The sequence below is a fragment of the Marinobacter sp. C7 genome, from assembly GCF_022343555.1.
Classification (GTDB): Bacteria; Pseudomonadota; Gammaproteobacteria; order Pseudomonadales; family Oleiphilaceae; genus Marinobacter.
On record NZ_JAKQZH010000001.1, the window covers coordinates 1,174,966 to 1,197,891 of the forward strand.

Sequence of the window (22,926 nt, forward strand, 5' to 3'; positions counted from 1 at the left end):
TGTGTACCGATGAATGAGTGACGCCGAAACCAAATCCTTTTTCCGCCCGGGCAAGCTGCTGTTGCTGTTCCTGCTCGGCGCGCTGGTCTATGTGGTGGCACTCGTGGTGCTGGTGCCGGCCGGCTGGGTGTGGCAGCAGGCATCCGGCCGGGTGCAGTTGCCGCCCCAGGTTCAGGTACAGCAAGTATCGGGCAAGCTCTGGGACGGTGCCGCCGGGGTTGTCATTGCCGGTTATCCGGTGCGGGTTGACTGGGCTTTGGGCTGGCCCTCCATTGGGGGCATGACGCTGCCGGTGAACGTGAGGCTGGATACGTCCCGGTCTTCACTGGATGGTGCTCTGACCCTGGGCTGGCCACTGAGTGCCGAACTGGATGCCTCGGGCCATGTCGGTGTGGCCGAGTTCCGGGATCTGATCCGCAAGAGCGGTGGTGCCATGATCGAGGGTGATGTCACCATCGAGCGGTTGCAGTTGGCCTGGGAGGACAATCGCGTTACCCGGGCCGACGGCCTGGCTCGCTGGCCGGGCGGCCGGGTGACCTGGCCCATGGGGGCGCAGACCGGATCGGCGGATTTCCCGCCCATGCAGGCCAACCTGGATACGGTCCAGGGAGGTGTGGAACTGAAGATTGCCGAGCAGGGGGGCGATGGGCCCGCGGCCCAGGCCAATCTGCTGTGGAACGGAATGATGGAAATCCGGGTCTACAAGCGTATGGTGGATCTGGCCGGCCAGCCCTGGTCGGATTCGGCGAGTCCGGACGATGTGGTGTTCCGGGTCCGGCAACCGTTGATTCCCGGAGGCCTGTAACATGATGGTATTTCCCCGCCAGGCCCAGGCCCGTGTCTCCCGGATTCTTGCCAACCTGCTGCTGCTTGGCCTGACGCTTTACCTCGCTCTTGTCCTCGCCCGGGTGACCTGGCTGGTGGCCTGGGATGATCGCCCGGTGCCTGTGGGACCCTCGCAGGAGACCCTGGGAAAGGCTGCTTCGGGTGGTCAGGATTTTCCCATCGCCGGTTATGATTTCTTCGGGCGCCCCAGTGTCCGGGAGGGCGTGGCAGAGTCCGTCAAACGTTCGGCGCCGGAAACCGGTTTGCGCCTCCGTCTCGAAGGTGTGCTGGTTGGCGAACGCCCCGAGGACTCCGGTGCTATAGTTGCAGGAAGTAACGGCGAAACCGCGTACTATCGGGTAGGGGATATGCTGCCGGGCAATGCCGAGCTGGCGGAGGTGGAACCGGACCGGATCCTGTTGCGTCGTGGAGGGCGCTACGAATCGCTGACCTATGAGGAATCCGTCGATTCCGGCATGGTTGCAGAAGTGGAGGATGAGCCGGCAGAATCGTCACCGGATGCCTTCCTGGCCAGTGCCCGGGAACAACTGGACAGCCAGGGTGCGGCGGCGCTGGCGCAATATGGCCTGAGCCCGGTGGACGACAGCGGCATGTCCGGTTATGTGTACGACGGCTCCAATGCCATGCTCAATGCCGTGAATCTGCAGGCCGGCGATGTGATCACCGCCATCAACGGCCAGCGGCTGGGTGATCTGGAACAGGACAAATCCCTGCTGGAAAGCTGGCGTGGCCAGTCCCAGCTGGAAATCGAAATCGAGCGTGACGGAAGCATCCTCACCGTAAGTTATGCCATACCCGAGCAGTGGCGCTGACCGGGAACAACGATACAGGACGAAATCGCCAGATGTATAACCACAAGACGAATCTTCTAAGGGCCATTGCGCTGCTGATCCTTCTCCCGATGATGTCCCTGGCATACGGACAGGAGGAGACCTGGAGGCTGAACCTCAAGGATGCGGACATCCGTGCCTTCGTGACCCAGGTGGCGGACATCACCGGCTACAGTTTTGTGGTGGATCCCCGGGTCAAGGGCAAGGTGACGGTGCTTTCCAGCGCCCCCATGAACAAGGACGAAATCTACGATCTGTTCCTGGCGGTACTGAATGTGCACGGCTTTACCGCCATTCCCGGGGAAGAGGTGATCAAGATCGTGCAGCAGGTGGATGCCAAACAGTCCGCCGAGATACTGGAACGATTTCCCGAAACGCCCTCCGAGCAATTGATCACCCGGGTCATCCAGATTGATAACGCCAACGCCCTGGAACTGGTGCCCATCCTGCGCCCGCTGGTGGCCAAGTATGGCCACCTGGCCGGGGTGGCGGCCGCCAATGCCCTGATCGTCAGTGATCACCGCTCCAACATCGAGCGGATCGAACAGATCGTCCGGGAGCTGGACAGCCCCTCCAAGTACGAGGTGGAAGTGATTCAGCTGCGCGAAGCCTGGGTCGGTGACATGGTCACCCTGCTGCAGGAACTCGCGCCGGATGAGCTGGGCAAGGCCGGTGGCGAGAATGCCGCCCGCAAATACAGCGTGACTGCCGATGAGCGCAGCAACCGGCTTATCCTCCGTGGCGACGAGACCTTCCGGGACAAAATGCGCGAGTTGATCCGGAAACTGGACCAGCCGTCTGCCACTGGTGGCACCACCAAGGTGATTCGCCTCAAGCACGCCGACGCCAAGAACCTGACCGAGATCCTGAAAGGGGTGATGGGGGAAGTGGTCAAGGAAGGCAGCACCGGCTCTGGCGGCAACGGGGCTTCCGGCAAACCCGACAACAACTTTTCGGTGTTCGCGGACGAGGGGCTGAACGCCCTGGTGGTTCGCGGTGCCCCCTCCCTGATGCAGGAAGCCGAGCAGATTGTCGCGCAGCTGGATCTTCGCCGGGCACAGGTAATGATCGAGGCCGCTATCGTGGAAATCAGCGACGAGTTGGGGCAGGATCTGGGCGTGCAGTTTGCGGCGGGCGATGAGTCTGGTGAATCCACGCCGGTGGTTGGCACCAACTTCGGCAATGTCGGCCGCAGCCTCGGCGACGTGCTCAGCGCTATCCTGACCGAATCGGTAATCACACCGGCGACGGGCGGCATCACCCTCGGTGCCGGCGAGCGGGATGAGAACGGCCTGAGCTGGGGCATCCTGCTCCAGGCGTTGTCCACTTCCAGCGCAGCCAACCTGCTGTCCACGCCCAGCATCATTACCCTGGACAACCAGGAGTCCGAAATTACCGTCGGCCAGAACGTGCCCTTCAGAACCGGGCAGACCGCGGTTACCGGCGACGGCCTGAGCAACCCGTTCACCACCATCGAGCGCCGGGACGTGGGCCTGACCCTCAAGGTTACGCCAACGATCAGCGCTGATGGCCTGGTGCGCCTGGTGGTGGAGCAGACCACCGAAAGCGTGGCCGACAGCATCGAGAACGCCTCCGACATCGTTACCAACAAGCGGGAGATCAAGACCACCGTGCTGGCGGACGACGGCGAGACCATCGTCCTCGGCGGCCTGACCCGGGACGATCTTCAGGTGACCAAGAGCAAGGTCCCCCTGCTGGGTGATATCCCGGTCCTCGGCCGCCTGTTCTCCTCCGAGTCCCAGAGCCGGATCAAGCGTAACCTGCTGGTGTTCTTGCGCCCGAAAATCATGCTGGGCAAGGCCGACGCCGTCGCGGTGACTGACGATAAGTACAAGGCGCTGTGGGAAGTGAACCTGAACGTGCGCGAGAAGCTGGGCCTGCCCAACGAGGAAGAGCGGCCGGCGATCGATGATTTGTTTGACGGTAACAATGAGGCGCGGGCGCAGTAGCGTTTGAACGTGGGGTCAGAAGAAAACCTTCTTCTGACCCCGGCTTAGACCCTGTACCTCGGGCTTCCGTCTGAAAACGGGGTCAGATGAACGCTTTCATCTGACCCCACCTTAGAAATCCGGCTCCGGGGCTGATCTGAAATCGGGGTCTGATGAAAGCGTTCATCAGACCCCAACCTGGGCCTCCGGCTCCGCGGTTTGCCTTGAAAACGGGTTCAGAAGAAGGCTTTCTTCTGACCCCACCTTCACCTTGACTCCCCCTCCAAGCCGCTCACCTATAGCGGCGGCATCGGGCAATCCATCTGGTCCGCTATCAGCCGCATCAGCTCATACTCCCGCACTTCCACCTTGCCGTCATGGCTCACGCAGTGGGCGCAGGCGTCGATGATGGCCGGCTTGAGGAGGGGCGACAGGCTGTTGAGTGCTTTCAGGGCCTCCTGTAACTGCCGCATGGTGACCTTCTCCAGCGGTGGCAGGTCTCCCTTGCGGGCATCGACAAAGCCGGCCATGGCCTCCTGATAGAGCTTCTGGGCCTCGGTGTTGTCGGCGGTGCCGGCCCGGGCCATCAGGCTCAGCAGTCTCTGGATGGCCGGCACCAGTGGTTTGTAGCTCTTGTGGCGAACGGGGACCGGCCGACCGGCGTGAGCGCCCAGGTGACGGGACAGGAAGCTGGTCAGCGTCAGTTCGAACAGGCTGATCTTCTCGTCCGCGGCTGCCAGTTTCCGCACGTTGTTGATCAGTCCCTCCCGTTCTTCCGGGTCGAGCTTGCGCAGTGCCGGCATGGCCAGTTCCAGGGCGGGGAAGCGAACGCCCTCACCGATGCGTTTCAGGGCCGGCAGGATCTTGGCCATGATCTCCGGCTGGCAACCAAGCACGGGGTGTTCCGGAAGCAGGGCCAGGTGTTCCTTCTGTTGTTCCCGCGAGAGTTCACACACCAGCATGGCATAGCACAGTTGAATGGCGCCGGCCCGGGTGTAGAGCAGGGTGCGGAAGGTGGCCGGCAGCTGCTCCAGGAAACCGATGGCGAAGTCTTCACCCCGTTCGGTGACGGTGCCCACCTGGCTGGACAGGTCTTTTGCCGGCATGGGAGCGGCACGGGCAATGGGCGAGGTGCGACCGGAGCGCACCGGTTGGTAGATCTCCCGGGCGACATCGGCAATGCCCGCGGCACCGGCTGGCGCTTGCGCCCCGGCGCGAAGGTCGGCGCTGGGGCGGGTATCCCGCAGTCTGCTGCGCAGGCGGGCGAGCAGGCCAGGCTGGATGGTGTTGATGCGCACCTCAATGGGCGGGTGCGACGCCAGCAGCGAAGTAAATTTCATGCGCGCGGCTTCGCCAAAGCACATGTGGTTCATGTCGCTCGCGTGGCTGGTGGTGTCCAGGTAACCGCCCTTCATGCCGATCTTGAAGAGGGCACCGCCAATCCCCTCGGGGTTGCGGGTGAACTGCACAGAGGAGGCATCGGCCAGCATTTCCCGCTGGCGGGAGACGGCTGACTGGATCAGTCGGCCGAAGAACACGCCCACGTAACCGATGATCAGCAGGGCCAGGCCGACCAGCGCCATGGCGGCCTGGGCGCGGCCGTCGCGGTTGCGGGACCGGACCCCATGGCTGCTGTAGAATCCGGCGCGCAGCAGGAACTGGCCGATCTGCCCGATCATCAGGATGCCGGCCAGCAATGCGATCAGGCGGACGTTGATCCGCATATCGCCATTGAGGATGTGGCTGAACTCATGGCCCACAACCCCCTGGAGCTCGTCCCGGGTAAGCTGGGTGAGGGCACCGTGGGTGACCACCATCACCGCCTCTCCGGGGGTGTAGCCCGCGACAAAGGCATTGATGCCGGTCTCCTGGTCCATCACATACAGTTCCGGCACCGTGACGCCGCTGGCAATGGCCATCTCTTCGACGATGTTGCGCAGCTTGCGTTCGTCCGGATCCCGGGTGTCCGGGTCGATGGCGCGCGCCCCGACCATGCGGGCCACCCGCTCTCCGCCGCCGGCCAGGTCCACCCAGCGCACCAGCGAGCCGATGCCGATGAGTGCGACCACTGCCGAAGCGGTGATCAGGCCATGGCTGGACAGCAGCCAGTGATGGAAGGCAAGACTGGAGGTTTCACTGCGGGTGACCAGGTAGCCAACGACACAGACCGCGAGGGTGATCAGCACCACCGCGGTCAGGAACAGGAACACCAGCAGGCCGGTGTTGCGCCGGGCATGGGCCTGGCGCTGGAAAAATCCGGGATGAGCCATGGCTCGGGCCTCAGAAAGCGACTTTCGGGGCCTGACGGGCTTCCGGAGACTCAAGCTGCAGCTGGGCGGTTTCCTTGAACGCGAACATGCCCGCAATAATGTTGTTGGGGAACTTCTCGCGGAAGATGTTGTAGTTCATCACGCCATCGTTATAGGCCTGGCGGGCAAAGGCAACCCGGTTTTCGGTGCTGGAAAGCTCTTCCATCAACTGCTGGATGGTTTCGTTGGCTTTCAGCTCCGGATAGTTCTCGGCGACGGCATAGAAATTGGCCAGTGCCTTGGTGAGCAGGTTCTCCGCGCTACCCAGACGCTGGATCTTGGTGCTGTCGCCGGGATCGGTGGCCGCGTCCTTCTGGGCACTGACCGCGTTGTTGCGGGCTTCCATGACCTGGGTGAGGGTGGATTTCTCGTGGGTCAGGTAGGCCTTGGCGGCTTCCACCAGGTTGGGGATCAGGTCGTGGCGTCTTTGCAGCTGCACGTCAATCTGGGCAAAGCCGTTCTTGAACTGGTTGCGCAGGGACACCAGCTGGTTGTAGATGAACACCAGGTAGATGACGACAACGGCAATGACTGCCAGGCCGATAAGGGTGGTTCCCATTTCAACTCCTCTGAATGGTTGGTCTGAATCTACTTCCTTGAGTATCCATGATTTTTTCAGAGATTTCCCGGCAGGGTTGTATCAATTTGTTCATTTTTGGTGCTGAGCGGATACAAAAACGCCCGCACGGAGGCGGGCGTTTGTCAGCGGCCCGGATGGGCCGCCATCTGAAAGCCGGAATCGGCTGATTATGCCAGGTTTTCGTTAACGAAATCCCAGTTAACCAGGTTCCAGAACGCTTCCAGGTAGTTCGGACGGGAGTTCCGGTAGTCGATGTAGTAGGCGTGCTCCCACACGTCTACGGTCAGTACCGGCTTGTCCGCGCCAGTCAGCGGGGTTTCCGCGTTGCTGGTGTTGACGATAGCCACGCTGCCGTCAGCCTTCTTCACCAGCCAGGTCCAGCCGGAACCGAAGTTGTTGGCGGCCTTGTCGTTGAACTCTTTCTTGAAGTCTTCGAAAGAACCGAAGGCCTTCTCGATGGCGTCCTTGGCTGCGCCAGTCGGCTCACCACCACCGTTCGGGCTCAGGCAGTGCCAGTAGAAGGTGTGGTTCCACACCTGGGCTGCGTTGTTGAACAGCGGGCCGCTGGAGCTCTTGATGATGTCTTCCAGGGACTTGTTGGCGTTGTCGGTGCCTTCAACCAGGCCGTTCAGCTTGGTGACGTAGGTGTTGTGGTGCTTGCCGTAATGGTACTCGAGGGTTTCCTGAGAGATGTGCGGTTCCAGTGCGTTCTTTTCGTAAGGCAGTGCGGGAAGTTCAAATGCCATGAGGTCGTTCTCCCTGTCTCTCTGTTTATGTGTGTGTACGTTGCTGCAATATAAGGGCGATTTGAGCTATATCAACCCTTTGGTGTCAAAGAACTTTTAAACTCCGGACAGCCCGGCAGGAACTGCGCGCAGTTCCGGACCCGCCAGATCAGCTCCTCGTAGCTGTCCGCGAGGATATTGACGTGACCCAGCTTGCGGCCCGGGCGCTCCCCCTTATTGTAGAGGTGAACGTGCGCGTAGGGCAGTTCCAGGATCCGCTCGATGTCGCCGTGCTCGCCGATGATATTGATCATACAGCTTAGACCACGGGGCGCGACATTTCCCAGCGGATGCCCGCTGACGGCGCGGATGTGGTTCTCGAACTGGCTGGTCATGGCGCCTTCGATGGTCCAGTGTCCGGAATTGTGTACCCGGGGCGCCATCTCGTTCGCCACCAGACCATCGTCGGTTTCGAACAGCTCAAGAGTCAATACGCCAACGTAGTCCAATTCGTTCAGCAAGGCCTTGATGTACCGTTCGGCGTCTTCCTGAACGTGCCTCTCGAGCCCCGGCGCCGGCGCGATGGAGTAGCGCAGGATGCCCTCGTGGTGGGTGTTCTCCGCCATCGGGTAGAAGGCCAGTTCGCCATCTTCGCCGCGCACGGCAATGATGGAGACTTCGCGCTTGAAGTTGACGAATTTCTCGACAATCAGCCGTCGGTGGCCGATAGCCTCCCAGGCGCTTTCGGCGTCTGCCGGGTCTTTCAGGACTGCCTGGCCCTTGCCGTCATAGCCCTCGGTGATGGACTTGGCGACCACCGGGCAGCCCAGCTCTTCGGCTGCGGACTTGAGGGATTCGGCACTGTCGGCGATCTTCCACTCGGGGGTGGGGATGCCCAGCTGGCCGAACAGGGTTTTCTCGGCTTCGCGGTTCTGGCAAACCTGCAGCGCGCGGGGGCAGGGGTGGACCGGCTTTTCTTTGGCCAGTTTCTCGGCCACGTCGACCGGCAGGTGTTCGAATTCGTAGGTGACGCGGTCAACCCGGGACAGGAAGTCGTCCAGGTATTGGCCTTCGCGGTCGATGATGACTTCACCGAGTCCGGCGCTGGGGCTGCCGGACATGTCGTAGAATACAAAGGTCTTGGCCAGCGGGTATCCGGCGAGGGCCAGCATGCGCCCGAGTTGGCCGGCGCCTAGTACACCAATTCTCATTTGTGTTCTCCTGCCTCGTGTTCGGCATCTAAATTGGGTAGTTTGATCGGTTTGGGGAGAGCTTTCCAAAACACGCTCCTGGCGGCACATCCATGTGACGCTTGGGCTCCGCCATCCATGGCTCCGCACAGTTTTGGAAAGCTCTCCCCAAACCGATCACCAAACTTTGGTGCTAAACCGTGAATGGTTTTCACGCCAGGAATTTGGTGAAGGCCGTTCAGATATATGATCTTGCCATTGAACGGCATGGTTCAAAAGTCCGGGAAGTGCGCGGGGCCTTGTGTCCAAAACTGTTGAGGGCCAGGGACGGCCCGAAACAAGCGCACAGGGACGTGCTTGTAGCGTGTTTTGGACGCAAGGCCCCGCGTGCTTCTTGCTCCGAATCCAGCGCTACTGATCAGCTGGATCCGGATTATCGAGGACCGTCTGGGTCTGAGTCGAACGGAACTCTTCGACCGCCTTACGGACACTGTCGTCGAAGGTGCCGATAATCTGTGCTGCCAGCAGCCCGGCGTTGGTGGCTCCCGCTTTGCCGATGGCCAGGGTGCCTACGGCAATGCCGCCCGGCATCTGGACGATGGAGAGCAGGGAGTCGAGGCCGTTCAGGGTCTTGGACTGGACCGGTACACCGAGCACGGGCAGCGCGGTCTGGGAGGCGACCATGCCCGGCAGATGCGCGGCTCCGCCAGCGCCTGCGATGATGACTTTCAGGCCGCGGTCGGCGGCAGTTTTGGCGTAGTCAAAGAGCAGGTCCGGGGTGCGGTGGGCGGAGACGACTTTGGTTTCGTAGGGTACGCCGAGTTTTTCGAGCATGTTGGCGGCGTGTTCCATGGTGGGCCAGTCGGATTTGGAGCCCATGATGAGTCCTACAAGCGGCTGCATATGCAACATCCTGAGATAATTGGAAAGCCGGCCATTGTATGTTTTGGCTACTTACCATGCAACTTGGGTGAGAGGCGCCGCCTTGTGGGGGGGCGGTGAAGGTGGGGTCAGAAGAAAGCTTTCTTCTGACCCCGGGCCCGCTACCTCCATGTCACATTAGCAGAGCTTCATTTCACCCCGTTCATAAGTGCATGTATTATCGAGTATTGGCGATAAACGCGTCCATAATTCAGACAGAGCCGTTCAGATGCACCTTGTTGATGATTCGGCCAGTCACAGAACGAACAACCAGACTCACAGCCAGGAGCAGTAATGGATCCTATCCGCCCAGATGATGACGAACTCCGAGCAGACGCCCCAATCGGTAGTAGTGAACGGAAGCGGTCCACGCCCAGGAAATCTGCCACGCCTCCGGCGGCAGGCGCCGGGGGTTCCGGTGGCGCCGGGAAAGCACCGGCTGACAATGGAAACGGTGGGAACGGAAAGGGCGGTCTGGCGGCGGTCTGGTTGTTGTTGATAGCGCTTGCGGTGGCTGCGGTGGCCGGCTGGTACAGCCAAAATCAGCGGATCCAGGCCCTGGAGGCACAGCTGGAGGAGGCGGATTACTGGGCGCGCCAGAGTAAGCTGGCACTGGCCCGGTTTGAAGGTGAGTTGTCGGAGACCGGGGAGAATCTGCAGGAGCGGGGGCAGTCGCTGGAGGAGCAGATTGCTTCGAACAAGAAGGGGCTTGAGGAAGCTTCCAGTGAGATTCGAAAGCTTTGGGTGGTAGCCAACGAACGCAACAAGGCGCGGCTGGATGAGCACGAGGAGCAGTTGGCGACGTTGAAGTCGGCGCTGGAGGAAGAGAAGAAGGCGGTCGCAAGTCTGGAAAGCTCCCTGGAAGAAGCCCGGGCGTCGTTGGGTTCCGAGATTGCTGAACTCGAGGAGCAGACGCAGACATCGGTTGTTGCCCTGAAAGAGAACACCGCGCAGGCCACGGAACAGATTACGAAGCTGAGTCAGCAGATGGCGGATGTGGATCAGGTGATCGAGCAACGCATTCGCCGGTTCGAGCAGGAGCAGAAACTGGGCATCAGTGGCATGGAGAGCCGGATTACTGCCCTGGAGAAGAAGACGGATGGGGTCGCGGGCAGTTCAGAGGTCCGGTCTCTGCGCAATCAGTTGGCGTCGCTCAAACAGACGGTGAATTCCATTGATGCGTCGCGGTCGCAGCTGACGTCGCGTCTGGTGCGCTTGTCCGATGAAGTGGATCGGCTGGAGGCGCGGATATCCGGCCAGTGACCGGAGCGCTCACCATTCTTTGAACTGGGTGTTCGGCTCTTTGTAACAGTTTGTATTCATCCCTTGCGGTAGCTCTCATTTCTGGCGCGGGCCAGTTGTTATGATCAGGCAACTCGCAACGGGATGAAGAGCAAGAACAATGAGCAAACGAACACTCCTGGTGCTGTCGCTTCTGGTCTTTGGTTCCGGTTGTACGGTCTACCAGTCAATTGGCAAGAGCGTCGGTTCCTTCCTGCATCCGGTGTCCGGCCCCGATTTCGTTCATATTCCGGATGACCAGTGGGATCGTGATAACGCCCTTCTTTATTTTTATCGCACCGATTCCCAGTGGGCGGCGGACGAAATCGAGGCGCCGAGCGTCTATATCGATGACCATCATTATTTCAATATCCGCAATGACAGTTACACCTGGCTTGAAGTGAGTCCCGGTGAGCGTCACATCGCCATGCGCCGGCCGTTGCTCGGGTTGGAGGGGCTCAATTCGTTTAGTCTGAGCCTGATCGCCGATGCCACGCTCCGGGTAGAGCCGGGCCGTATCTATTACCTGCGTTACAACGAACTCTCGGAACCGAATCAGCCTCACCCGGAGCTGGATCCGGAGCATCCTCTCACCGAGGGGGATCTTCAGCTGGTTACCCGCAGCTATGCCATGCAGGCGGGAGAAATCGTCTCGACCCAGTTCCTGAACAGTGACCTGCTGGCGCCCAATCATGCCGCCACTTCGATCGTGGAGGTGAACGAGGATATGGATTACGAGCGCACGCTGGCCACCCTGGAGGAGGAGCGGGAGCAGGAGATCGAGCGGCTCAGGGAAGAGGGAAAATTTGAGTCGGCGCCCTGGTACTGGCCGTTTGGTGGCGGGCCGACGGTCCCGGTGGAGGCGGAGCGCAAGATTCGGAAGCTGGAGCGGGACTACGCTGCATTGGAGGACGAAAGGGAACGTCGGGAGGCAGCGGAATCCGGGGGCTGGTGGTTCTTCTGAGCATTGGCTGAATCGACGAGGCTCCCTAGCAGTTTCACAATTGTGAATGTCGAAACTGGTTACTACACTGCATGCAGTGAAATGAATCAGGAAAGCAGGAAGATGTCTTGGAAGGATCGTTTGCAGGGCCGGCTGGAGAGGTTGGCCGATGACGTAGTGCCCCGTGCCATGCAGGGATGGGAGGATGTCCGGAGGCGTCTCGATGAGTTGAATTCCTCGTTGGCGAGCCGCTCGATTCCCGATGACAGGCGCTCGCGGGTGAGTGAATTGTCGCTCCGACAAAAGGCCGAGCAGGCAGGCCAGCGGATGGTCGAGAAGGGGGCTGGAAAGGGCTCCGGGAAGTGACCGGTTTTCGACCAGGGTTTGGTTAAAAACTGCCCGATTTTGAATGGCTTGCAGATTTTTTCAGAAAATTCCCGTAAAAGGTTTGACACCGTCAGAGAAATGCTTAAAATGCGCGTCTCACTTGCTTGAGACAGCAAGGACTTGAAAGCCTCTCGAGGTTGGAAGTGGGTGGTTAGCTCAGCTGGGAGAGCATCGCCCTTACAAGGCGAGGGTCGCAGGTTCGATCCCTGCACCACCCACCACTTTCAGAGTCTTTCAAAGGCATCACCGGATCACCCCATCCGGTTTCAGGTTCAAGCCTACGGGCTGAATTGATGCGGAGCGGTAGTTCAGTTGGTTAGAATACCGGCCTGTCACGCCGGGGGTCGCGGGTTCGAGTCCCGTCCGCTCCGCCATTTTTCCCGGGTGGTTAGCTCAGCTGGGAGAGCATCGCCCTTACAAGGCGAGGGTCGCAGGTTCGATCCCTGCACCACCCACCAGAATTCCGAAAAAGAGCCAGTCCGAGAGGATTGGCTCTTTTTTTGTTTCAGGGGTCACTCAGGGGTCTGATGAAAAGCCTCCGGCTTTCCATCTGACCCCATTTTCAGGTCAAGCTCCGAGCTTGTCGGTAACCTGGGGTCAGAAGAACGCGTTCTTCAGACCCCTGGGGAGGGGCCAACTTCCGAATCTGCCGCCAAGCTGGGGTCAGATGAAAGCTTTCATCTGACCCCTGGGGCAACCAGCCCCACCCTAAACGTCACTTCCCGATCAGCGACTGCCCGCACACCCGCACAACGTTCCCGTTCACGCCGTTCGATGCCGGATTGCAGTACCAGGCGATCGCCTCGGCCACATCCACGGGCTGTCCACCCTGGGACAGGCTGTTCATGCGCCGGCCGGCTTCGCGGATGGTGATGGGCATGGCGGCGGTCATCTGGGTCTCGATAAAGCCGGGTGCGATGGCGTTGATGGTGATGCCGTTCTTCAGTTGTCTCGCCATCGCTTGAACGTAGCCGATCACGCCGGACTTGGCGGTGGAGTAGTTGGTCTGGCCGAAGTTTCCCGCGATGCCGCTGATGGAGGAGATGCACACGATGCGGCCGTTCTCGCGCAGCAGTTCCCGTTTCATCAGTTCTTCGTCAATATGCTCTTCGGCCGAGAGGTTCACGGCAATGGTCATGTCCCAGAAGTGTTCGGGCATGTTACCCAGGGTCTTGTCCCGGGTGATGCCGGCGTTGTGGATGACCAGGTCGACGCCACCGAAGTGTTGCTCCACAAAGTCGGCAATCAGTTTGGGTGCGCTTGCGTCGGTGATGTCACAGGCGAGGGCCTTGCCTTTGATGGAATCGGTTACCTTCTGAAGGTCCTCCATGGCCGGCGGGATATCGAGGCCGATCACGGTGGCGCCGTCCCGGGCCAGGGTGCGCGCGATGGCTTCGCCGATGCCGCGTGAGGCGCCGGTAACCAGTGCCACTTTGCCGGTGAGGGGCGCTACCGGGTTCGTGACCGGGGCCTCGGTGCTCTTGCCGATGCGCACCACCTGGCCATCCACATACGCAGAGCGGGAGGAAAGGAAGAAGCGGATGCTGGAGTCCAGCTGTTTTTCTGCCCCTGATGCCATGCGGATCAGGTTGGCGGTGGCACCTTTCTTGCCGATTTCCTTGCCCACGGCGCGTACGAAACCCTCTAATGCTTGTTGGGCCGCTGCCTGCGGGGCTTTGCGGCTGCTGGCGGGATCCAGGCCGATCACCAGTACCCGGCCGTTTCCGGCAAGTTTTTTGATCGTCGGGTGGAAGAAGTCGTAGACAGCACGCAGTTCCTCGGGGCTTTTGATGCCGGTGCCGTCGAACACCAGGGCCGAGAATTTCTGCTCCAAATCGCCACCAATTTCGAGGGGCCTGGCCTTGTTGCCGGCTTTCGCGGAGTCAGTGAGGGTGTCCGGACCGGAGGCGTGGTGTTGGGTGGCCGCGCTGGCGCCGAGGATGCTGCCGACCGTGGCGATGGCCCGGGCGCCGGAGGCTGCGCCGACCAGGACATCGCCTTCGATGAAGGGCTCGTCCGTGCGCTTGAGGCGTTTCAGGGGTACGGGTGACGGCAGGCCCAGGGATTGGGCAGCGGTTTTGCCCACGGGGGTGTTGACGATTTTGAGGTAGAGGTCAGACATTTGGTCTTCCTTGTATTTGCGGTTGGATGCAATTTGACCTACAGGGTAAAGAATCCTTTAGTTTTTGGATTGACTCAATGCTTTTGGTTGGTTGTCAGGGGCGCCAATGAGCCTTCTCGACCTGTCGCTAGACTGTCTGGAAATTACGGACCTCGGGGGAGGATGACTGGGTGTGACTTTCCAAAACCCGCTCAAGCACGTCCATGTGACGCTTGAGCTCCGCCATCCATGGCTCCGCACAGTTTTGGAAAGTCACACCCAGTCATCCCGTACATTCTTCTTCGTCCGCCAATTAACGTACTTCAACACAAGGAATGATCATGGCACAGGCTCCAAAACGTACACAAACCAAGTCCTCTGCGAAGAAAACTGATAACGGAATCCGCCGCGTTGCGGTGATCGGCGGCAACCGCATCCCCTTCGCCAGATCCAACACGGCCTACAGCAAGATCAGTAATCAGGAACTGCTTACCTCGGCTCTCCGTGGCCTGGTCGACCGTTTTGATCTTCAGGGCAAGCGCATGGGTGAGGTGGTTGCCGGAGCGGTGATCAAGCACTCGCGGGATTTCAATCTGACGCGGGAATCGGTGCTCAGTTGTGGGCTGGCGCCGGAGACGTCGGCTTATGATATTCAGCAGGCCTGTGGCACCGGGCTGGAGGCGGCGATTCTGGTGGCGAACAAGATTGCCCTGGGGCAGATCGAGTGCGGGATTGCGGGTGGTACTGACACGACCTCCGATGCGCCGATTGGCGTGGGCGAGGGGCTGCGCGAGATTCTGCTGGATCTCAACCGGGCGAAGACCGCCAAGGAGCGTCTGAAGATTCTGGCCCGGTTCCGGCCGGGACACCTGGTGCCGGAGGTTCCGGAAAATGGTGAGCCGCGTACCGGGATGTCCATGGGTGAGCATGCCCAGGTGACGGCGAAGGAGTGGGACATTGCCCGGGAAGATCAGGATCAGCTGGCGTGGGAGAGTCACCAGAAATTGGCCAAGGCCTATGAGGAAGGGTTCTTCAATGACCTGATGACGCCGCTGGCGGGGCTGGAGAAGGACAATATCCTGCGTCCGGATACGACTCTGGAGAAGCTCGCCACGCTCAAGCCGGTGTTTGACCGGGAGAACGGCACCATGACGGCTGCGAACAGTACTGCGCTGACCGACGGTGCATCCTGCGTTTTGTTGGCCAGCGAGGAGTGGGCGAAGGAGAACAATCTGGAGGTGAAGGCCTGGCTGACGTTCTCGGAAGTCGCTGCGGTGGACTTTGTCGACAAGAAGGAAGGTTTGCTGATGGCGCCGACGTATGCGGTGCCCCGGATGCTGGAAAAGGCCGGTCTGACGCTGCAGGATTTCGATTTCTACGAGATCCACGAGGCGTTTGCCGCGCAGGTTCTCTCCACGCTCAAGGCCTGGGAGGATCCCGCCTTCTGTAAGGAGCGTCTGGGCCTGGACAAGCCGCTGGGCAGTATCGACCGTGACAAACTCAACGTGAAGGGCAGCAGCCTGGCGACGGGCCATCCGTTTGCGGCGACCGGAGGCCGTATCGTGGCAACTCTGGCTAAGCTGCTGGAGGAAAAAGGCAGTGGCAGGGGCCTGATTTCGATCTGCGCCGCTGGCGGACAGGGGGTTACAGCGATCCTCGAGCGATAAGTTACAGAGGCGCCGTAATATCCTTTGACAGGATGCATTCCAGACCGTATCATGCGCGCCACGTTGATCGGGGGTTCCCCGGTAAACAACCAGTTTTGATGCGGGGTGAAGCAGTCTGGTAGCTCGTTGGGCTCCCAATTCCGCAAGAGCCGAAGGGAGTCTCGACCTTCGGCTTATGAGCCCGACCCATCGGCGGACTCAGTAGTTAAATCGAGATTGAAAGTTTGATGCGGGGTGGAGCAGTCTGGTAGCTCGTCGGGCTCATAACCCGAAGGTCGTTGGTTCGAATCCAGCCCCCGCTACCACTATTAAAAAAAGCCCGCGCATGCGGGCTTTTTTTGTTTTTGAGTCAGCACTCTCTCTTCCTGAGTTTCCCTCACCCGTCCTACCTGTTCCGTACCTTTTAAAACCACCTTTTGCAAAAGTTTACCTAATTCGGGCCTGTTTAAAAAAAATACTATTGAAGCGGTTGTCGTTTTGAGGCGAAATGCCCGCCCGACTGTCGTTGCGATCGAATGCCTGGTCGCCGAGATCCCTTTAATCGTTCATCCGATATCCGGCATCAATATCCAATGTTCCCGACTCCCAACGAATTTCGACTGCAGGCCGCTTTGCTGATCCTTTTTGGCTGCAGCATTCTCACCGGTTTGGTCAGTCTGACTGTGGATGCCATACCCTATCTGACTGTGCCGGAACGACTGATCCTGACCAGGGAAGGTGCGCCCGCCGTGATGTTGTCGGGGTTTGCCATCCTGGCACTCACTTTTCAAAGGCCCGTGTGGCGGATACTGGTGGGGATTCTGCTGTCTCTGTTCGGGGGATATGGGCTCGGGCAGTCGGTACTGTCGCTGTTGTCAGAATCGGGGCTGTCTGCGGTAACCTTTTCGTCTGCATTGAGCCTTTTGCCTTCGCTGGGCGTCCTGATAATGGCCGGTGTGAGTCTCCTCGGGGTACAGAGTGCCAGAGGCGGTCTGTTCGGGTTCATCGCGGGCTGCATCGGCGTTGGCACCGGCGCCATCGTCCTTGTCAGTCATTTACAGCAGGGGCTGGATGCCGATGCGGATGGCATTGTGGCGGGCTTTTCGGCAATGGCGGGCCTGTACTGCGTCGCGTTTGGCGTGGCTCTCGTCCTCCTTTCAGAGCGAAAGCCCGGCCTGAGGTTCACGCTGAGGCGTGAGGGCGTAGCCTTCGGATTGTTGGGCGTGGCAGGCACTTTTGCTCTGTCACTGTTGGCGAGTTGGGGTATTCACACGGAACGTCATCAGGGCGCCCGGACAATCCTCCAGCATTACGGAGAGACCCTCGAGCATGGGCTCGAGTCCCACCTCAAACTGACCAATCGTCTGGCAGGGCGCTGGGCGGCGCTGGATTATGACCTTCCACTTGCATTCAGGCGGGCAGAAGTCGATAGCTACTTCTCTGATGTACCTGCCCTCGATGCACTGATGGTTGTCACGGGTGACGAGCAGCCTTTGTGGCGATCGTCCCGGTCGATCGGTGAGCTGTTGTGGCTCATGGCTCAGGTCGGCAAGCCTGAAGTGCAGTCCTGGATGCGCCAGACCCGTGAACAGGAAAAAGCCCACGCCTGGTTCTTCCCGGACCGGGAAAATCCGTTGAAGGTTCTGAGCCTCAGCACCACTCCTCGGGCGGAAGGCCAGGTCCTGGCGGTGTTCGATATCGAAGTCATGCTGTTGTACGAAGCACCCCATAGAAGTCATGAGTTTGATCTTGCTCTCATGCCTGCTGATAGCGAAGCGCCATTGGGCAGATCGGGCGTTCCGAAGCGAGACCCCGAGATCTATGAAACGCTGGCGGTGAAGTTCAATGAAGCGTCCAGCGTGGTACTCAGTGCCAGAGCCGGTCCGCCGGACCTGAGCTCGTTGCGCGGGCTTTTCCCGGTCGCGGTCCTGGTCTTCGGGTTATGGATGAGTTACCTGCTGATCATGGGGCGTAACCTGCTCGGAGCCTATAAAGATCAAACCAGGGTGCTGGATGCGGCCGAGCAGGAATTCCGCTCCCTGTTTTCCCAGTCGCCTGACGCGGTTTTCGCTTTCGACAAGTACGGCTATTACCGGGCACTGAACTCCGTGGCCATGGGAATCGTCGGTCTGGACGATTCCGATATCGGTGTGACGCATTACCAGTCGGTGCTGCAAGCCGGGGTCATGTCAGAGGATGACCAACGGACGTTTGTGACGGCGTTCGGCAATGCTGCCGCGGGCCATACCCAGTCCTTTGAGGTCCGCTATACCTCTCCGGACGGCACGGAGCCGCGAGACTATGAGTGTGATCTTTTACCAATTGTGGTGGACGGAACCGTCACGGGCGTATTCATAATCGGCAAGGACATTACCGAGCGACAGCAGGCCCAGGAGAGCGAACGAATCCTCAAACGCAGCCTGGAATCCAGTGATAACGGCGTGGTGGTTGTGGATCGGCGTGCTGAGAATCTCCCGGTGGTTTTCGTGAACCCCGCTTTTTCACAAATGACCGGCTACCCGGAGTCTGAGGTCCTGGGTGCCCCAGTTTACATGCTCATCGGGCCAGAAACGGACGAAGCGGATATTGAGCTGATCAGGGATGCAGTCAAAGCGGGCGAGCCCCTCAGTCTGACGATGAAGAGCTACCGCCGGGGTGGAACACCGTTCTGGAACCAGGTTTCTCTTGCCCCGGTTCGAGACAATCATCAGGTTGTGACGCATTACACCGCCATCATGCGTGACATTTCGGACAAGAAGAAACAGGAAAAACGGCTCGCTTTCCAGGCAACTCATGATGCTCTTACCGGGCTGGGGAACCGGGCGCTCTTCGAAGACCATCTCGAGCACGATTTTTCCCTGGCCAAGCGGAGCGGACAGTTGCTGGCGGTGTTGTTCATTGATCTGGATGAGTTCAAGCCAATCAACGATACGCTGGGCCATAAGGTCGGGGACGAGCTGCTCATCAGTGTGGCCCGAAGGCTTGGGACCACCATCCGCCCAAGCGATACTCTTGCCCGGTTCGGTGGTGATGAATTTGTACTGATACTGCCCGACCTCGGTGAAATACGTGAAGCAGAGCAGGTAGCAGAACGGATTCTGGAAGAGTTGGCCCAACCTCATATGATTGGTGCCCACGAGCTTTATATTTCGGCAAGCATTGGCATCAGTGAGCTATCTGGTGACGTTGACCAGCCCGAAAAGCTGCTTCAGCGGGCTGATATGGCCATGTACAAAGCCAAACAGCAAGGGCGTGACACCTACGAGATTTTTTCCCCGGACCTGAATAACAAACTGTCCAAACGGGTGGTCCTTAGGAACGAACTTCAGGAGGCCATCAAGTTCCACCAGCTGTTCCTGTATTACCAGCCTCAAGTGGACGAAGCCGGCAATCTTTGTGGATTGGAGGCGCTTGTGCGCTGGAAGCATCCGCAGAAAGGGTTCATCTCGCCGGCTGATTTTATACCCGTTGCCGAAGAGACCGGACAGATTGTTCAGCTGGGCAAATGGGTAACGACCCAGGCTTGCCGGGATGCGCTGAGACTCCGGGAAATGGGGCTGCTCAAGGGGCGCATGGCGGTCAACCTGTCACCGTTGCAGTTCCACCGCCCGAGCTTTCTGAGCACGGTACGGGGAGTGCTGGAAAGCACGGGGCTTCCGGCTGAGTGTCTGGAGCTGGAACTGACAGAGGGTATTCTGATGAAAGATACAGAGGGGGCAGTCAATATCCTGCATGCCCTGTCCGGGATGGGCATTGCCACCGCCATTGATGATTTCGGGACCGGGTTTTCGAGCTTCAGTTACCTTCGGGATCTCCCGGTGGACAAGATCAAGATTGACCAGAGCTTTGTGGATCGAGTCACCACTAATGAGAAAAACGCGGCTGTGTGCAAAGGCGTCATCACTCTGGCCAGGGAAATGGACCTTAGAGTGATCGCCGAAGGCGTTGAAACCGAAGAGCAGGTCAGGTTCCTGAGCGAAAACGGTTGCAGGGCCTTCCAGGGATATTATTTTGCCCGGCCCATGCCGTTTGATGACCTGGTTGAATGGTGCAGTGAAAGCCTGGTGACCTGAGGCCGCCAGTTATTGCCGGGGTTGTTTGCCTTCGAGCATTGTCGGCGCGGGTGAGTGGGACACGGCTTCCATGTGATACTCGGCTCCCGAGCTGTCGCAAATGACCGTGCACGCAGCTAACCCGATATGCGTCAATGCGTTTGCCCCCGGTTTTCTGGTTTCATTGATCAACGGAGTATTGAAACTTTTGACAGGGGGCTTGGACATGGCATCGAATTCAGGATCGCTTTTCCAGCATTATTCAGGCAGACGCCATTATTTCCCTGCGGTGATGCTTTCGATAGGGCTCTTGACGAGCCCCGGGGCCTATGCCGCAACGGATCAGGTGCAGAGTTATATCAGCCATCCTTTGGCAATTCTTTCAGTGTTCCTGTTCGTCGTGGCCTATGCGTTCGTGATGCTGGAAGAAAAGCTGCATATGCGCAAATCCAAGCCGGTTCTGCTGGCGGCCGGTTTGATCTGGTTCCTGGTGGCGGGCATTGCCGCCATGAATGGGGAAACCGAGGCTGCCAATGAAGCGCTTGCCCATAATCTTCTGGAGTATTCCCAGCTGCTGCTTTTTCTGCTGGTGGCGATGACGTACATAAATGCCATGGAGGAACGGCAACTCTTTGACGCGCTGCGAGCCTGGCTGGTCAACCGAGGTTTCAGTTACCGTTCACTGTTCTGGATCACAGGTATTCTGGCTTTCTTCATTTCTCCGGTCGCGGACAACCTGACCACGGCCTTATTGATGTGCGCAGTACTGGTCAAAGTGGGGGAAGATAGCCCAAGGTTCATCGGCATGGGGTGCGTCAACATTGTGGTGGCCGCCAATGCGGGCGGCGCGTTTTCGCCGTTCGGTGATATCACCACCCTGATGGTCTGGCAGAAGGGCGTCGTCGAGTTCGTAGAGTTCTTTGATCTGTTTGTACCGTCACTGGTGAATTTCCTGGTACCTGCAGCCATCATGCATGTCTTCATTCCCAAAGAGCCGCCCAGACAGACAACCGAAGCCGTCATCATGAAGCGCGGTGCACGACGGACCGTTGCGTTTTTCCTGCTCACGATTCTGACCGCCGTGCTGGGCCACAATTACCTGCATCTTCCGGCTGCTGTCGGCATGATGATGGGGCTCGCGTATCTTCAATTTCTTGGTTATTACCTCAGGATGAGCTTTCAGAAGGGCGTTGAAAGAGAGCGGCTCTGGGCTATCAATCATCAGAACAAGAGGCTGCTCCAGCGCCTGGATACCGCTGTGCCGTTCGATGTATTCAATCCGATGGCCAGGGCGGAGTGGGATACCCTGTTGTTCTTTTATGGCGTTGTTCTGTGCGTCGGCGGTCTGGGTTTTCTCGGTTATCTGGCCGAAATTTCGGATCTGATGTACACCGATTGGAATCAGACCGCGGCCAACACCATGGTCGGTATCCTGTCTGCCATCGTCGACAACATCCCGGTGATGTTCGCAGTACTTTCGATGGAGCCGGACATGTCCCACGGGCAATGGCTTCTGGTTACCCTGACGGCCGGTGTGGGTGGCTCCATGCTGTCGATCGGATCGGCGGCCGGTGTTGCGCTGATGGGGCAGGCCCGCGGATATTACACAATGACGGTTCACCTGCGCTGGACACCGGTCATCATGCTGGGGTACGCGGCCTCGATCCTGGTTCACCTCTGGATGAACGCAGAGTTATTCTGAGGGTGGCCTGAATCCGGCCAGCCCTGAGTGTTCCAGTAGCGAGGCAAAGCCGATTGTTGTCAGGTCCTTTCCCGGAGCGCCGATAACCTGAACGTTATAGGGCAGTCCCTCTTTCGTGCGGCCGATTGGCACTGAGGTGGCCGGCAGCCCCAGCAGCGTGGCCAGCGCGATCCAGCAGAACTGGTCCATATAGGCCCGGGGCTTTCCTGCCACGGTGATACGGCGCTTGAATACCGGCTGGCTGTGGTCGTGCTCAATGGCCGCCGTCGGGGTGATCGGTGTGAGCAGGACGTCGAAGTCCCTGAACAGGGACTCGATTTCTGCCCGCATTTTTTCGCGGACCTCGCTCCACTGCATCCATTCGTAGATCTTCTGGTTCACCCCGCGCGCGTATTCGCCGATGAACGGTGTGGTGGGGCCGAACAGGTGCAGCCAGCGCTCCAGCCGTGCGATCCATTTCATCTGGCGGCGCTGGGCCGGTTTCAGGGACGTGCCGATGAGACTGCCCAACAGATTGAAATAAACCGGCAGGATGTGATCCAGACTGAGCAGGGGGTGGTCTGCCTCGGCCACCAGGGCGCCTTTGTCTTCCAGATTTTCGGCCAGGGAACGGTAACCCTGTACGAGTTCGTCTTCCACCGGACACAGAGGGTCTTCGAGCCAGAGGCCGACCCGGGCCTGATCCAGCCGTTCCAGCCCTGCAGGCTTCATGGCCAGGGCCCAGCTCCGGCTCTCCGCCGGACGTGGGCCGGCAATCACCTTTAGGAGTAATTCGAGGTCCTGCGCATTTCGGGCCATGGGCCCGCCTTCGGCGAGGTCCGGTTGGGATTCGGTGCCTGGCGGCCCCGGTATGTGGCCGCGGAACGAGACCAGTGAACGGCTGGGTTTGTGGCCGAATATACCGCAGAAATGGGCGGGTATGCGGATGGAACCAGCCAGATCACTGCCCACCTCGAGCGGCGTGAAGCCCGAGGCCAGTGCTGCTGCCGCCCCTCCGGAGGAGCCGCCGGGTGTGCGAGCCCGGTCAAAGGGGTTGTTGGTAACGCCAAACAGCTTGTTGTAGCTCTGCAGGTCGGTGGCATAGAGCGGAATGTTGGTTTTGCCAAGGATGATCGCGCCGGCCGCTTCCAGCCGCTGGATTACATCCGCATGGCGCCCGGGTTGGTGGTTCTGCAGGGCCGGTGCGCCTGCGGTACAGGCCATCCCGGCCACTTCCCACGTGTCCTTGATCGTCAGCGGGATGCCATGGAGGGGGCCAAGCTCCTGCTGTTCGGCGCGCTGCCGGTCGGCCTCCCGCGCCTGTTCCAGTGCGCGATTCTCATCCAGTGTGACGACTGCGTTGATATCCGGGTTAAGGTCCCTGATCCGGGCCAGCAGCGCCTGGGTGAGCTGCTCGCTGGTCAGGGTTCCGGCGTCGAGCTGGCGGAGAAGTTCGTGAGCTGACTGGTAATGCAGGGGTTCCAT

General features: G+C 59.6%; 16 protein-coding genes and 4 tRNA genes. 13 read left to right on the forward strand and 7 right to left on the reverse strand.

Going from position 1 to position 22,926, the window contains the following annotated elements:
- Positions 1-13 precede the first annotated feature (13 nt).
- From gspN to gspD, 3 genes are read left to right on the forward strand one after another with little or no spacing between them, the layout of a single operon-like run.
- Positions 14-805: a type II secretion system protein N gene (gspN, locus tag MD273_RS05420; RefSeq protein ID WP_239036741.1), complete on the forward strand. Its 792-nt coding sequence runs from the start codon at positions 14-16 to the stop codon at positions 803-805.
- Between the two features lies 1 nt (position 806).
- A complete protein-coding gene (locus MD273_RS05425; protein WP_239036742.1) occupies positions 807-1,658 on the forward strand; it encodes a type II secretion system protein N in 852 nt (283 codons plus the stop codon).
- 32 nt (positions 1,659-1,690) lie between these two features.
- Entirely contained in the window at positions 1,691-3,646 is a 1,956-nt protein-coding gene (gspD, locus tag MD273_RS05430) for a type II secretion system secretin GspD (RefSeq protein ID WP_239036743.1), read from the forward strand.
- A gap of 275 nt (positions 3,647-3,921) precedes the next feature.
- Here the strand turns inward: gspD and MD273_RS05435 are convergent, their stop codons facing one another.
- The 5 genes from MD273_RS05435 to purE form a co-directional block, all read right to left on the reverse strand.
- Positions 3,922-5,895 carry a M48 family metallopeptidase gene (locus tag MD273_RS05435; RefSeq protein WP_239036744.1) on the reverse strand — a complete coding sequence of 658 codons (1,974 nt, stop codon included), beginning with the start codon at positions 5,893-5,895 and terminating at the stop codon, positions 3,922-3,924.
- Between the two features lie 10 nt (positions 5,896-5,905).
- Positions 5,906-6,493, reverse strand: coding sequence for a LemA family protein (locus tag MD273_RS05440; protein WP_239036745.1), 588 nt, complete (start codon positions 6,491-6,493; stop codon positions 5,906-5,908).
- 188 nt (positions 6,494-6,681) lie between these two features.
- Positions 6,682-7,260, reverse strand: coding sequence for a superoxide dismutase [Fe] (gene sodB, locus MD273_RS05445; protein WP_239036746.1), 579 nt, complete (start codon positions 7,258-7,260; stop codon positions 6,682-6,684).
- Between the two features lie 71 nt (positions 7,261-7,331).
- On the reverse strand, positions 7,332-8,450 hold the full coding sequence (locus MD273_RS05450; protein WP_239036747.1) for a 5-(carboxyamino)imidazole ribonucleotide synthase: 1,119 nt from the start codon (positions 8,448-8,450) through the stop codon (positions 7,332-7,334).
- Positions 8,451-8,840: 390 nt separating this feature from the next.
- The gene (gene purE / locus MD273_RS05455; protein WP_239036748.1) at positions 8,841-9,332 is read right to left on the reverse strand and encodes a 5-(carboxyamino)imidazole ribonucleotide mutase; all 492 of its coding nucleotides are present in this window, start codon (positions 9,330-9,332) and stop codon (positions 8,841-8,843) included.
- A 312-nt stretch (positions 9,333-9,644) separates the two neighbouring features.
- Between purE and MD273_RS05460 the strand changes: the two genes are divergently transcribed.
- The 6 genes from MD273_RS05460 to MD273_RS05485 all read left to right on the forward strand — a co-directional run bounded on the left by MD273_RS05460 (position 9,645) and on the right by MD273_RS05485 (position 12,419).
- Positions 9,645-10,613, forward strand: coding sequence for a coiled-coil domain-containing protein (locus MD273_RS05460; protein ID WP_239036749.1), 969 nt, complete (start codon positions 9,645-9,647; stop codon positions 10,611-10,613).
- A 139-nt stretch (positions 10,614-10,752) separates the two neighbouring features.
- Positions 10,753-11,595 (forward strand): DUF2846 domain-containing protein, encoded by an 843-nt coding sequence (locus MD273_RS05465; protein ID WP_239036750.1) that lies wholly within the window; start codon positions 10,753-10,755, stop codon positions 11,593-11,595.
- Positions 11,596-11,697: 102 nt separating this feature from the next.
- Positions 11,698-11,940, forward strand: coding sequence for a hypothetical protein (locus tag MD273_RS05470; protein WP_239036751.1), 243 nt, complete (start codon positions 11,698-11,700; stop codon positions 11,938-11,940).
- Positions 11,941-12,106: 166 nt separating this feature from the next.
- Positions 12,107-12,182, forward strand: a tRNA-Val gene (locus MD273_RS05475).
- A 76-nt stretch (positions 12,183-12,258) separates the two neighbouring features.
- Positions 12,259-12,335, forward strand: a tRNA-Asp gene (locus MD273_RS05480).
- Positions 12,336-12,343: 8 nt separating this feature from the next.
- Positions 12,344-12,419: transfer RNA gene (locus MD273_RS05485), tRNA-Val, on the forward strand.
- 257 nt (positions 12,420-12,676) lie between these two features.
- Here MD273_RS05485 and MD273_RS05490 read toward each other — a convergent pair.
- A complete protein-coding gene (locus tag MD273_RS05490; RefSeq protein ID WP_239036752.1) occupies positions 12,677-14,083 on the reverse strand; it encodes a 3-oxoacyl-ACP reductase in 1,407 nt (468 codons plus the stop codon).
- Positions 14,084-14,403: 320 nt separating this feature from the next.
- Between MD273_RS05490 and MD273_RS05495 the strand changes: the two genes are divergently transcribed.
- From MD273_RS05495 to nhaD, 4 genes are all read left to right on the forward strand, one after another.
- On the forward strand, positions 14,404-15,729 hold the full coding sequence (locus MD273_RS05495; RefSeq protein WP_239036753.1) for an acetyl-CoA C-acetyltransferase: 1,326 nt from the start codon (positions 14,404-14,406) through the stop codon (positions 15,727-15,729).
- Positions 15,730-15,957: 228 nt separating this feature from the next.
- A tRNA-Met gene (locus MD273_RS05500) sits at positions 15,958-16,034 on the forward strand.
- Positions 16,035-16,301: 267 nt separating this feature from the next.
- Complete coding sequence (locus MD273_RS05505; RefSeq protein ID WP_239036754.1) at positions 16,302-19,781, forward strand: putative bifunctional diguanylate cyclase/phosphodiesterase; 3,480 nt, start codon at positions 16,302-16,304, stop codon at positions 19,779-19,781.
- Between the two features lie 289 nt (positions 19,782-20,070).
- Positions 20,071-21,462: a sodium:proton antiporter NhaD gene (gene nhaD, locus MD273_RS05510; protein WP_239036755.1), complete on the forward strand. Its 1,392-nt coding sequence runs from the start codon at positions 20,071-20,073 to the stop codon at positions 21,460-21,462.
- On the opposite strand, the gene MD273_RS05515 is transcribed toward nhaD, so the two are convergent.
- The gene (locus MD273_RS05515; protein WP_239036756.1) at positions 21,454-22,926 is read right to left on the reverse strand and encodes an amidase; all 1,473 of its coding nucleotides are present in this window, start codon (positions 22,924-22,926) and stop codon (positions 21,454-21,456) included. The two genes, nhaD and MD273_RS05515, sit on opposite strands and share 9 nt — an antisense overlap.

Excerpts from the sequence above, each read along its gene's own strand:
- MD273_RS05440 (WP_239036745.1), bottom strand. The coding sequence starts at position 6,493 with ATGGGAACCACCCTTATCGGCCTGGCAGTCATTGCCGTTGTCGTCATC.
- MD273_RS05495 (WP_239036753.1), top strand. The coding sequence starts at position 14,404 with ATGGCACAGGCTCCAAAACGTACACAAACCAAGTCCTCTGCGAAGAAA.
- gspD (WP_239036743.1), top strand. The coding sequence starts at position 1,691 with ATGTATAACCACAAGACGAATCTTCTAAGGGCCATTGCGCTGCTGATC.
- gspN (WP_239036741.1), top strand. The coding sequence starts at position 14 with ATGAGTGACGCCGAAACCAAATCCTTTTTCCGCCCGGGCAAGCTGCTG.
- MD273_RS05435 (WP_239036744.1), bottom strand. The coding sequence starts at position 5,895 with ATGGCTCATCCCGGATTTTTCCAGCGCCAGGCCCATGCCCGGCGCAAC.
- MD273_RS05505 (WP_239036754.1), top strand. The coding sequence starts at position 16,302 with ATGTTCCCGACTCCCAACGAATTTCGACTGCAGGCCGCTTTGCTGATC.
- purE (WP_239036748.1), bottom strand. The coding sequence starts at position 9,332 with ATGCAGCCGCTTGTAGGACTCATCATGGGCTCCAAATCCGACTGGCCC.
- sodB (WP_239036746.1), bottom strand. The coding sequence starts at position 7,260 with ATGGCATTTGAACTTCCCGCACTGCCTTACGAAAAGAACGCACTGGAA.
- MD273_RS05450 (WP_239036747.1), bottom strand. The coding sequence starts at position 8,450 with ATGAGAATTGGTGTACTAGGCGCCGGCCAACTCGGGCGCATGCTGGCC.
- MD273_RS05460 (WP_239036749.1), top strand. The coding sequence starts at position 9,645 with ATGGATCCTATCCGCCCAGATGATGACGAACTCCGAGCAGACGCCCCA.
- MD273_RS05515 (WP_239036756.1), bottom strand. The coding sequence starts at position 22,926 with ATGGAACCCCTGCATTACCAGTCAGCTCACGAACTTCTCCGCCAGCTC.
- MD273_RS05465 (WP_239036750.1), top strand. The coding sequence starts at position 10,753 with ATGAGCAAACGAACACTCCTGGTGCTGTCGCTTCTGGTCTTTGGTTCC.
- MD273_RS05490 (WP_239036752.1), bottom strand. The coding sequence starts at position 14,083 with ATGTCTGACCTCTACCTCAAAATCGTCAACACCCCCGTGGGCAAAACC.
- MD273_RS05425 (WP_239036742.1), top strand. The coding sequence starts at position 807 with ATGATGGTATTTCCCCGCCAGGCCCAGGCCCGTGTCTCCCGGATTCTT.
- MD273_RS05470 (WP_239036751.1), top strand. The coding sequence starts at position 11,698 with ATGTCTTGGAAGGATCGTTTGCAGGGCCGGCTGGAGAGGTTGGCCGAT.